The organism is Pontibacter anaerobius (assembly GCF_026241195.1).
GTDB classification, from domain to species: domain Bacteria; phylum Bacteroidota; class Bacteroidia; order Cytophagales; family Hymenobacteraceae; genus Pontibacter; species Pontibacter anaerobius.
Genome location: NZ_JAPFQO010000001.1, coordinates 212,060 through 223,885 on the forward strand (window position 1 = coordinate 212,060; position 11,826 = coordinate 223,885).

Genomic DNA, 11,826 nt, shown 5'->3' on the forward strand with positions numbered 1-11,826 from the left:
CTATCGTAAAAACAGAAAGAATGAGCTTAATCACTGACATTAAAGCCAGACAGATCTTCGACTCGCGCGGAAATCCTACAGTTGAAGTTGATGTAATGACTGAAACAGGCATCATGGGCCGTGCCGCCGTACCTTCGGGCGCCTCTACAGGCATACATGAGGCAGTAGAACTGCGTGATGGCGACAAAGGCAAGTACATGGGCAAAGGTGTGCTGCAGGCCGTTAAAAACGTGAATGAGAAAATTGCGGAAGAACTTGTTGGCTTCCCGGTATTCGACCAGAACCTGCTTGACAAGATCATGATCGAGTTGGATGGTACACCGAATAAAGGCAACCTGGGCGCCAATGCTATACTAGGCGTGTCGCTGGCCATTGCACGTGCCGCTGCGCAGGAACTGAACCTGCCGCTTTATCGCTACGTGGGTGGTGTAAACGCCAATACGCTGCCTGTGCCAATGATGAACATCCTGAACGGAGGTAGCCACGCCGACAACGCGATCGACTTCCAGGAGTTCATGATCATGCCAGTGGGAGCTCCTTCTTTCTCTGAGGCCCTGCGTATGGGCTCTGAGGTGTTCCATCACTTGAAGAATGTGTTGAAGAAGAAAGGCCTGTCTACGAACGTGGGGGATGAGGGTGGTTTTGCGCCGAACATCGCTTCTAATGTGGAGGCCATCGAAGTGGTGCTGCAGGCTATTGAAGCGGCTGGCTACAAGCCAGGCGACGACTTCATGATCGCGATGGACGCAGCCAGCTCAGAGTTCTACGACGCTTCTACAGGTATGTACCACTTCAAGAAGTCTACAGGCGATAAGCTGTCTTCTTCTGACATGGTAAGCTACTGGGCTGAGTGGGTGAACAAGTACCCGATCATCTCCATTGAAGACGGTATGGCAGAGGATGACTGGAAAGGCTGGATAGAGCTGACCGATAAAGTTGGCAGCAAGTGCCAGCTGGTAGGCGACGACCTGTTCGTGACGAACGTGGAGCGCCTGCAGCAAGGTATAGACCAGGGCGTGGCCAACTCTATTTTGATCAAGGTGAACCAAATCGGTACGCTGACAGAGACCATCAACGCGATTAACCTGGGTATGCGCCACGGCTATAAGAGTGTGATGAGCCACCGTTCGGGCGAGACAGAGGACAACACCATCGCTGACCTGGCTGTGGCGCTCAACACAGGGCAGATCAAAACAGGTTCGGCTTCCCGTTCAGACCGTATGGCCAAGTATAACCAACTGCTCCGTATAGAGGAGGAGCTTGGAGAAGTGGCTTACTTCCCGGGCAAGAAGTTCTAAAAGACTATTTGCTGAAAATATATTTTGTAAGGCTGTGGGTTATAAGACTCACAGCCTTATTTTTGTAGGCACACCTTAGTCCACAGTTATGATACAGCGCATCCCTAAAATATTCAGAAACTTCTATTTTATTACTTCCTTTCTGTTTTTGGTGTGGATGCTGTTTTTCGACTCCAATGATTTTGTGACCCAGTACCAGATGCGCAGCCAGCTAAGTGAGCTGGAAAGCGATAAGGAACACTATCTGGAGAAAATGGCAGAAGTGGAGAAAGATCGTAAAGAATTGATGGGCAACCCGGAGCTGCTGGAGAAATTCGCCCGTGAGAAATACCTGATGAAGCGCCCGAACGAGGACGTTTTTATTATTGTGCCGAAGGAGGACTAGGAAGTATAGTTAAAAGCTGCTCAAAAGTATAACCAGCCCCTTCAGCATGGCACAAGCGTCCCTTTGTGCCGTATCATGCTTCTGTAAAGATCAAACTGAGAACATGAAGTAGTTAAAGCTCCACATATTTCAAGTATACATCAATTTAACCTCTCCCGCCTCAAAACAAATCCCTCCCCAAATAATTTGTAACTTTGTAGTATAGCGCTGCCGCCAGTTGGTGGCGGGCTCACGTAAATACAGATACTATGGCAAAAGTTGCAATAAACCTTTCTACCGGAGCTCTTCAACAGGAAGAGGTAATTGTAGGTATAGATTTAGGAACGACCAACAGCTTGGTGGCCTACATCCATCCTGAAGATAAAAAGCCGATCGCGATAAACGACCAGGGCCGCGGAACCATTGTGCCGTCGGTGGTGCATTTTACGCAGCAGGGCGAGACGATTGTGGGTAACGAGGCGAAGGAATACCTTACTACCGATCCGGCCAACACCATTTACTCCGTAAAGCGCCTGCTGGGCAAATCGTACAAAGACCTGGGCGAGCACAAGGATTACTTCGGCTACAAAATTATCGATGATGATTCGGAAGGGCTAGTGAAAATACGGGTGAAGGACAAGTTCTATTCCCCGATCGAGCTGTCGGCGGAGATACTGAAGGAGTTGCGCGAGCGGGCGGAGCATTCCCTGAAGACGCCTGTGAACCGCGCCGTGATCACGGTGCCGGCCTATTTTAACGATTCCCAGCGACAGGCCACCCGCGATGCCGGTAAGCTGGCAGGGCTGGAGGTGCTGCGCATCGTGAACGAGCCAACCGCTGCAGCACTGGCCTATGGTATCGGAATAGACCCGAATGAGGAGAAAACCGTAGCGGTGTATGACCTGGGTGGCGGTACGTTTGATATCTCCATCCTGAGTATTCACCAGGGCATTTTCGAGGTACTCTCCACAAATGGCGATACATACTTAGGAGGCGATGACTTTGACCGTGCGATCATCAACCACTGGATTCAGAATAACGAGCTGATTGCCGACACCGTGAACCAGGACAAGCACCTGTCGCAGGAGTTGCGCCTGAAGGCGGAGGAGGCGAAGAAAACACTGAGCTCTCAGGAAGTATACACCAGCACCATCAACGGCAAACTGGACTGCCATCTGGAGCGCCATACTTTTGAAACGCTGATTGCGCCGATCGTGGCCCGCACCATGGAGAGTTGCAAGCAGGCGATGGCGGACGCCAAGATGAAGCCGGAGCAGATTGATGCCGTGATTATGGTGGGAGGCTCTACGCGCGTGCCGATGGTGTTCGAGGCGGTGTCCGAATTCTTTGGCAAACCGGCCAACAACTCGCTTAACCCGGATGAGGTGGTGGCGCTGGGAGCGGCCATACAGGCTGACATTCTGGCTGGCAACCGCAAGGATATCCTGCTGCTGGACGTTACGCCGCTCACGCTGGGCATAGAAACCATGGGAGGCCTGATGGACCCGATCATCCCGAGAAACTCAAAAATCCCTACCAAAGCCGGGCGCCAGTACACTACGTCGGTAGACGGGCAGGTGAACATGAAGATTTCGGTTTACCAGGGCGAGCGCGATGTGGTGAAGGAAAACCGCAAGCTGGCTGAGTTCGACCTGAAAGGTATACCTGCCATGCCGGCTGGCTTCCCGAAGGTGGACGTGAACTTTATACTGAATGCCGACGGTATCTTGAAAGTGGAGGCTATCGAGTTGCGCTCCGGCGTGCGCCAGGAAGTAGAGGTGAAGCCGCAGTATGGCCTGACTGACCAGCAGGTGGAGCAGATGCTGATGGACTCTATCACACATGCCAAGGAGGACGTTGCCACGCGCATGCAGATTGAGGCGCGCACCGCTGCCGAGCAGATGTTGTACCAGGTAGAGCGTTTTGTAGAGAAGAATGGCCAGCATCTGACCGAGGAAGAGATTAACCTGACACGCGAGAACATGCAGAAGCTGAAGGATGTGTTAGCCGCCAATGGCGACAAAGACGCCATATACGCAGCTGTGGACAGGCTGGAGGAACAGACTAGCCCGTTCGCCGAGCGCGTGATGCAGATCTCGATTAAGCAAGCGATGGCTGGCAAAAAGATAGAGTAGAAGTATAAATGTAACCAGAAACAAAACCGGCAGTTCGTAAAGGGCTGCCGGTTTTGTTTGCTAATGATTAGTATTTGGTTTGCTCTTGTACAGTTTTTTTAACAATCTCTGCCCCTCAGCGCTACGCTCGCTACTTTCGAACTCGCGTGCTTGGTAGTCTTAGGAGGGGGATTATCCAACCACCCCTGCCCCTCAGAGCTGCGCTCGCTACCTTCGAACTCGCGTTCTCGGTAGTCTAAGGAGGGGAGCCTGTAGTTACTGATGTTGAAGTGTAAATTTCGTGGTTGGGGATGGATGTCATCAGCAAAAGTATGAACCCACCCCTAGCCCCTCCGAGGAGGGGAATTATACTTGTTCCATGGTAGAGCACAGTGGCTATCGAACTGATCCCAGTCTTTCCGTGGGGGTAGGGGCCCTCGTATAAAGAGCGCCTTTGGAGTTTTTCCGGTGACGAGCGGCAGCGAGGCATTGCGACGCAGGAGCAAAGGAAAAGGTCCCAGCGCGATGCCCTTATCGAGGGCCCCTACCCCCAAGACGAGCCCTCCCGGGCTGGAGCGAGCCAAGTATAAAATGAAACGATAGGTTTGTAAGGCTGAGGATGAGCAGAAGCTAACAAGGATAGCTTGTTTCAAGTTGAAGGAAGCAGCAGCTATGGAAGTATAAAGCATGGCTCACGCAGATTAGGAAGTCCGCGGCAGAGAGGTTCCAGACAAGGATGTCCGGAATAGCGGAAGTATAAACCAAAAGCAGAACCAATTATAAATAAAAAGCACTGGCCAAAGTATGGCCAGCGCTTTTTATTTATAGCGAATCATTATCGTTCAATCGCCTGCAGCACAAACTGCAGCAGGTTAAAATTAAAGTACAGCAGCGTAACCGCCACAATAACCCCCACCATCACGTTGGCGTAAGGGGCCTCCTGTTCTTGCACCTGGCGTATGCCCCAGTAGATGTAACTGATTAGGGCCAGCAGAGCATAGAGTAACAACAGAACCGGAATAGCCAGCAGCACCTCCACAGAAGCGAAGCGCCAGAAGTAGTTTAGCCCCAGCCACAGCAGGTTCAAAGTCCAGGCTACTACCAACATAAAAATGCTACGCTTGCCAGAAGACAAACCTATACTTTTGAAAAACTTTGCTGCTGCCGTACTTCCTGTCGCCATACTTTGGGTTATAGCTTAATGTTGAAGCGCTGGCCCAGTGCCTCCAGATCGCGCTCTACAGGCGGCAGTAGCGGTATGCCCTGAATCATACGTATTTCTTCCGTTACGCGCTCCGGATCGCCGGGTATAAGTACGGCAGTCTCGCCTTTCACCACATGGGCGCTACGGAAGGTGCCGATCCAGTTATCCATGTGTTCCTTAAACTCATCAGCCGGGCGGAAAGCATCCACGCGCATCGCTCCCAGAAAATGACCTATACCTTCGCCCGGCAGGTTGTCGGCAACTGGCAGGAAAGCGACAAACGGAGGCACCCACGGGCCATAGTTAGCCCCGGAGAGTACTGCCGAAAGAATATCCACCACCGCGGAAAGCGCGTAACCTTTATGGCTGCCGTGGTCGCGGTCGGAGCCAAGCGGAAGCAGCGCCCCGCCGTCCTTCAACTCGTTCGGATTGGTTGACTCCTGGCCTTCTTTGGTCTGTATCCAGCCGAGCGGCGCTTTCTTCTCCTTGCGCTGCAGAATCTCCAGTTTACCGTTGGCGGCGGCGGCTGTGGCTAAGTCAGCTACGAACGCCGGTTGGTTTTTTGCAGGCACTGCCACGGCAATGGGGTTAGTGCCCAGCATGCGATCTGTGGAGAAGGTAGGGGCCACCAGCGGCGAAGCGTTGGTCATGGCAATGCCGATCATATCCTTTTGCAGGGCCATCATGGCGTGGTAGCCGGCAATACCAAAGTGATTCGAGTTCTTCACCGATACCCAACCAGTGCCTACCTGCTCAGCTTTCTTTTTGGCAATAGCCATGGCACGCGGCGCCACCACAAGCCCCAGGCCAGCATCGCCGTCTACGGTGGCAGTACTTGGCGTTTCGTGCACAACACGGATGTTTGGGGTGGGGTTGATACGGCCAGCCTCCCAGAGCCTTACGTAGCCGCTTAGGCGGGCCACGCCATGAGAGTCTACACCACGCAGGTCTGCCGACAGCAGTACTTCGGTAGCCAATTTCGCGTCTTCGGGTGGGCAGCCCATGCCCAAAAATACCTTTTGGGTGAAATCGAAAAGTTGTTGATATGGATACATGTAAGCGTCTTCTGTTAAGAGCGGCAAATTAAGAAATTATCAAACCAAAGCCTTAGCTTATCCTTTGTTCGACCACCATACGAACGGCTAATACTTTAATTTATGGCGCCTTCACCCTTAATATTTTATTTTTTCTATACTTTTCGGGATGATTTGGCGAAACTGGAACAAGCTTTGCCTTGGCCACAGAAAGTTAGCCCCTGCCACTATGAAAAAAGCATTACTACTTTTCGCCGCTGTTCTCGCTGCTTTTGCCGCCGAGGCGCAAAACAAGTTGCTGTTTGAGGAGAAAACAGCTGAAGCGTACCTGCTCAAGTATGGCACCGGTTCCAGAGCAAGCCAGGCGCAACTCAACAGCATCGTCAACATACTTAAAGAGCATGAGGTAACCACCCGCAGCAGCAGACCGCCACGCCAGCCAGAGTTTACGCTCCGTTTTGAACAGCAGGCGCAGGTTACTGATGCTGGCGATAAGCTGCAACTAAAGGTGCAGGTGGGAAAAGTGCAGGTAAGCGGCAGCACCGATTACAAAGGCTTTGACCTGAGCGATGCCCTGCTGCCAGACAAGTATAAAGCCAAGGTGCAGCTGCTGAACGGGCAGAACAAGGTAGTGCAGGTATACGACCGCACAGTGACGCTGAAGCCAAATGGCGTGGCGCTGCTGCAGGAGCAGATACCAGACACTGCCGCCAACCAAAGCTATAAGCTACAGGTGGTGGAGGAGCAGGTGGAGTATACTTCTTTGGATGTGCAGCAACTGCAAGAGCAGCTTGGTCTGGTGCGGGCATACTTTGCCGCCGACGCCAAAGTGTTGCAGGCTTTAAAAGAGGTAGCGCTTATACTTCCGGATGACATTGATCGCCTGCCCCTGCACGACCGCAGGCTGCATGAACTGGAGAAACAGTATGAGTTTCTGAAAAAGGAGAACTACACCGAAAAGCTCCACCTGAAGCAGCAGGACCCGCAACGCCTGAAGTATAAAATGGAGCAGCTGCAGCAGGTGTTGGAGGAGCGCCGTAAGGCCATCAATTATACGTTGGCAACCATCCATGAGCATTTCTATAACCGTGGGGTGAGCCTGCTGAAGGGGGGCAACGCCTCGGTGGCACAGACATACTTTGCCAAATCAGTAGAGGCCAACCCGAACTTTGCCCCGGCCCACGTGCAGCTGGCGCGCATCGACCTGCGCAATGGCTACATCCGGGAGGCCACCAACCGCACCCGCGACGTGCTCACCCGCATGCGCGTAGACCCGCAGACCGAGCAAATGGCCCTGGCGCTGGCGCATGATATTTACAGCGCGCATATTACTGAAGGAAACCGTTTTACCACCCGCGGAGAGTATAGCAATGCGTTGGAGGCTTACGCTGAGGCCCGTGACTTGTGCAGCACCATAGGCGGTTTGCGTTGCAACATGCAGGCTTTGAACGATGGCGAGGCAAGGGCGGCCACCGGCGTGTATCGAAGTATGGTGGATAACGGCAAACGCCTGTTGTCGCGCAACGACCTGCAGGAGGCGGAGCGTGTGACGCAGCAGGCTTTAACTTTCCAGCGAGACTATGACTACGTGCTGCACCAGGCCACTGAGGCCAGCGACCTGCTGAACCAGGTGAAGTTCCAGTACTACCTGGGCTTTATAGATGAGGGCAAGCGTTTGCTGGCACAGCAGAACCACCGGGCGGCCCTGGGGCAGTTTGAGGAAGCACTGGTATTGGAGCAAAACTATACTTTCAGGCCGATACAGGAGCTGAGGCCGCTGTCGCAGCGGGCGGCTAAGCCGGTGCTGCTGGCAATGCTAACTGAAGGCTACGAGCAGGCGATGCAGAACAGGCTGAGCCATGCCCGCCAAACGGCGGCAGACGCTACCTCTATGCAGGAACGTTACGCACTGGTGCAGGATGCTGAGGTGCAGAGCAAGTATAAACTGCTGCGCGAGCGCATCTTTACCCAGGAGTGCATTAACACCCAGGCTGTCTACGACAAGCACTTCCAGAATGCCCGCGAGCTGATCAGCCAGAAGAAGTATATCGCTGCCGACCAGGCGTACGAGGCGGCTATACGGGCGGCTGATGAGAAGTCGGAGTGTGGTATTGCGACCTTCACGGCTAAAGACGGCAGGACTTCTATTGCTGCAGCGGCTTCCTATCAGCGTAAACTGGAGGAGGCCAGCCACCTGATCAGCAGAAAAAGTTATAATGAAGCGATTGCGGTGTACGAGGAGGCAAAGGCATTTTACCTGGCGCAGCAGGTGAATAAGTTTGGGCTGGACCACATCTCGCTCTTCAACTTCGCCAAAGACCATACGATGCAGCCATTCACTGCCGCCGTGGTGGGGTATTACGCCAACGAAGGGGAGGAGCAGGTTTCCATCCAGCTCCTGACGCTGTTGCTGGAGAAAGGCTACCGCAAAGGCAAGACCAAGAAAGTGCAGCAGCAACTGGGGCAGCAACTGGCGCTGAAGGATGTGCAGCAGGGGCAGCTGCAGGATGCCAAGGTGCTTTCCGTAAAGTATAGCCAGAATAACCGCGACCTGAAGAAACTGAAGAAGGCTTACGAGAAAGAGCGGAAGCGGCTGGGGAAAGGATAAGTAGTAAACAGGCTTTCAGCCGCTGCTTTCTGTAACTGGAAGCAAGCTATACTTATTAGCCGCTGCTGATCCTCGGTCTTACAAGCCTATCGTTTCATCTTTGGCAGTGGCTCCCTCACGGCTGGGAGGCTCCTACCCCCACCCAAGGACTGGGAACAGTTTTCGATAGCCATCGCTATACCACTTGAACCGGGCTCCCTCTCCTGTTCTTAGGAGAGGGCTGGGGAGAGGTCAAACTCCCCTCTTTGGACAAGGAGGGGTAGGAGTGGTTGGATAATCCCCCTCCTCGGAGGGGCTGGGGTGGATTCATCGTCCCCTCACTCTGAACTTCCAGCAAAGATGAGGCTAATCGGCAGCAGAACTCAACCTGATGCCTCCGGCCTCAGTGAAGTCGGAGACTTCACACCATTGGTAAGACATGCGTCCGGAGACGCGCGCCAGAAGAAGTTTATAGTTGTAGGGACAGATAGCAAGCGTAGCGCTGAGGGGCAGGGGTGCAGGGATACTTACTGTCGCCCCTGCAGCATCTCGTACAGCACGCCTTCTTTCAGGGCGAAGGACGATACCCGGATCTCCTGCAGGTTATACTTCTGCAGCACGAAATCCGCGGCTATACTTGCCAGCACGATCATGTCCACGCGCATTTCCAGCATGCCGGGTATGGCCAGGCGTTCCTCGTGGTTCTTGCGGAGCAGGTCCTCGTGGATGCTGTAGTAATCTTCGATGCTTATACTTGAAGCCGGTGGTACACTTTGCTGGCGCGAAGTATCGCCTTTGCGGAGAGCATCCATGTCGCAGAGGGTGTCGAAGGTGCCGGAGGAGCCGACTAGTATGGTTGGTTTATACTTGGCCACGGCTTCGGTGAGGGGCTGCAGGCGCTCGTCCAGGTATACTTTTTCGGCGGTTATACTTTCGGCTGGGATAGGATCAGCGGTAAAAAACTTATCCATGAGGCGCTGCGCTCCCAGCTCAAAGCTCTGCTTCCAGAAGATCTCGTGTTGGTTGCAAAGTATAAACTCTACGCTGCCGCCGCCGATGTCCATAATCAGGGCTGTCTGCTCGTCCAGCACACCGGCAAAGCGCACTCCGTAGTAGATCAGTTCTGCCTCGCGGGCACCGTTTATCACCTCTACCTGTATGTCGGTTTGCTTGTAGATTTCCTTCACGAAAGCATCGCCGTTGCTGGCGTTGCGCACCATGCTGGTTGCCATGGCACGTACTGTTTTCGCTCCAAACTCATCTATGGTTTTGCGGAAGTCGCGTAACGTTTTCAGGGCACGCTCTGAGGCCTCTGCCGTAATGGCTCCGTTGCTGATACCGCCTTGCCCGAGCCTCACCGGTACTTTAGTTTTGTAAAGCTCCGTTAGTTGGCCCTGTTCATCCACCTCCGTTACCAGCAGGTGGAAGGTGTTGGTGCCCATGTCGATTAGTGCGAGGCGGTTGGTCATAAATAAAGGTTCTTTTGGAGGATGTGCTAATGGACTATTGGTTTTTAATAGTATAGGCTATACCCAACAGTAAATTGGTTGAGCGTGTTTTCATATCACTATTAACGGATTCAGAAGCTTTGCTTATATTGTATAGGCCAAGGTTTTGCCGGAGTTCAAGTGTCAGCATTGAATTGTTATTTATTGGCATCCCGGCGCCTAAGCCCGCTGTTAAGCCTAAGTCAAGCCTATTATAGTGTTCTATATTCGAGAAAGTTGTTGAGCTAACAGCCTTCGCTTTATCAACTTGCTGTATTAAATAACCCAAGTAGGGGCCTGCGTTTATATAAAATTTAGCCTTATTGCCATAGGTAACTCTTGCTAGCACAGGTAAAACTAGGTAATCGAAGTTTGAGTGAGCTTTGGTTGTGCTGGGGGTAGTACCTGTTGGATCTACATAGTGTAACTTAAATCTCGTACTTTTTCGTTCGTAAAGAAGCCCGGAATGTAATGACAGAGCATCTGTAATACCATATGTGAATGATACTCCTGCCGTAAAGCCTATTCCTGGATCCCGTACTAGTTGGCTATCATGGTCGTTGCCACGCAATGAGCTGTGGTTGACACCGCCCTCTATACCTATACTTAAATTGTTGCTTTGAGCGAAAGACACTGTGGAGCCTAGCGCAAACATGGCTCCCAACACGATTAAAAATTTGTTCATATTGCTTTATAAAAGTACCAGCAAAATTAAAGACAACTCCAATAATAAAATGGTTTGCACTACCTCCCCACCGATGTAAACCTGAAGAAAGTACCCAACGGCAGTTTGCGCTTGCCGCCATCCAGCAAGTATAACTCACCTAGTTCCTCGTTCTGCACCTGCTCGCCAAACGTTTCGCGCATCAGGTTGTCCAGCACCAGCGCCGAGAAGCCCATCGAGTAGAGGTTGATCACAAGGAAATAATCGCTACCGTCCAGCATCTCGCGGCAGAGCTTGATCATCTCGTTCAGCTCGTTCTCCAGCTGCCATTTCTCGTTGTTCGGGCCGCGGCCGTAGCTTGGCGGGTCCAGGATAATGCCGTTATACTTGTTGCCACGCTTCACCTCACGGCGGGCATACTTCATGGCGTCTTCCACAATCCAGCGCACGTTGTCCAGGTTGCTGGCCTCCATGTTGTCGCGGGCCCAGAAGTTCACCTGCTTAATGGAGTCGAGGTGGGTAACATCGGCGCCGGCGGCTTTGGCGGCCAGGGTGGCGGCACCAGTGTAGGCAAACATGTTCAGCACCTTCGGCTGCGGTGTTTTCAGCTTGCGGGTATTGTCGTAGATAAATTTCCAGTTACTGTCCTGCTCCGGGAAAAGGCCCACATGCTTAAAAGACGATAAACCAAGGCGGAAACGCAACTTCAGGTCGTTATATTGGTAGTTGATGAACCATTGCTCCGGCATTCCTTTCTTCAGCTTCCACTGGCCTTTTTCCTGGCTGCCTTTGTCGCGGGTGAACACGGCATTGGCCATGCGCTGCCACTCCTGCTCGGGCAGGTGCTTGTCCCAGATGGCCTGCGGCTCGGGGCGGGCTACATAGTACTGGCCGAAACGCTCCAGCTTCTCGAAATTTCCGGAATCAACCAACTCATAGTCAGCCCAATTTTCTATTGTAAGGAAGGAATACATATCTTTGTCGTTTATTTCAGGCTCGGTAGCCGGTTAGCGGTAAAATTACGCATTATCCGCCTAACCTTAAAAAGGCACGAAGCCGCCATTCTATTTGTTT

General features: G+C 52.6%; 9 protein-coding genes. 4 read left to right on the forward strand and 5 right to left on the reverse strand.

The genetic code is table 11. The features are described from left to right. Positions 1-20: 20 nt before the first annotated feature. The 3 genes from eno (at position 21) to hscA (ending at position 3,797) form a co-directional block, all read left to right on the forward strand. Complete coding sequence (gene eno / locus OO017_RS01080; RefSeq protein WP_266050583.1) at positions 21-1,298, forward strand: phosphopyruvate hydratase; 1,278 nt, start codon at positions 21-23, stop codon at positions 1,296-1,298. A gap of 88 nt (positions 1,299-1,386) precedes the next feature. After that, the gene (locus OO017_RS01085) at positions 1,387-1,683 is read left to right on the forward strand and encodes an FtsB family cell division protein (RefSeq protein ID WP_266050584.1); all 297 of its coding nucleotides are present in this window, start codon (positions 1,387-1,389) and stop codon (positions 1,681-1,683) included. Positions 1,684-1,931: 248 nt separating this feature from the next. Beyond that, positions 1,932-3,797 (forward strand): Fe-S protein assembly chaperone HscA, encoded by a 1,866-nt coding sequence (hscA, locus tag OO017_RS01090; RefSeq protein WP_266050585.1) that lies wholly within the window; start codon positions 1,932-1,934, stop codon positions 3,795-3,797. An 814-nt stretch (positions 3,798-4,611) separates the two neighbouring features. Here the strand turns inward: hscA and OO017_RS01095 are convergent. Both OO017_RS01095 and OO017_RS01100 read right to left on the reverse strand, forming a co-directional pair. After that, complete coding sequence (locus tag OO017_RS01095) at positions 4,612-4,959, reverse strand: hypothetical protein (RefSeq protein WP_266050586.1); 348 nt, start codon at positions 4,957-4,959, stop codon at positions 4,612-4,614. A gap of 8 nt (positions 4,960-4,967) precedes the next feature. Beyond that, a complete protein-coding gene (locus tag OO017_RS01100; protein WP_266050587.1) occupies positions 4,968-6,035 on the reverse strand; it encodes an Ldh family oxidoreductase in 1,068 nt (355 codons plus the stop codon). A 208-nt stretch (positions 6,036-6,243) separates the two neighbouring features. Here OO017_RS01100 and OO017_RS01105 point away from each other — a divergent pair, with 208 nt between their 5' ends. After that, positions 6,244-8,622 (forward strand): tetratricopeptide repeat protein, encoded by a 2,379-nt coding sequence (locus OO017_RS01105; protein WP_266050588.1) that lies wholly within the window; start codon positions 6,244-6,246, stop codon positions 8,620-8,622. A gap of 506 nt (positions 8,623-9,128) precedes the next feature. On the opposite strand, the gene OO017_RS01110 is transcribed toward OO017_RS01105, so the two are convergent. The 3 genes from OO017_RS01110 to OO017_RS01120 are packed head-to-tail and all read right to left on the reverse strand — an operon-like array spanning position 9,129 to position 11,726. Continuing rightward, positions 9,129-10,070 carry a Ppx/GppA phosphatase family protein gene (locus OO017_RS01110; RefSeq protein WP_266050589.1) on the reverse strand — a complete coding sequence of 314 codons (942 nt, stop codon included), beginning with the start codon at positions 10,068-10,070 and terminating at the stop codon, positions 9,129-9,131. A gap of 34 nt (positions 10,071-10,104) precedes the next feature. After that, positions 10,105-10,773: a porin family protein gene (locus OO017_RS01115; protein WP_266050590.1), complete on the reverse strand. Its 669-nt coding sequence runs from the start codon at positions 10,771-10,773 to the stop codon at positions 10,105-10,107. A gap of 59 nt (positions 10,774-10,832) precedes the next feature. After that, the gene (locus OO017_RS01120; RefSeq protein ID WP_266050591.1) at positions 10,833-11,726 is read right to left on the reverse strand and encodes a class I SAM-dependent methyltransferase; all 894 of its coding nucleotides are present in this window, start codon (positions 11,724-11,726) and stop codon (positions 10,833-10,835) included. Positions 11,727-11,826 lie beyond the last annotated feature (100 nt).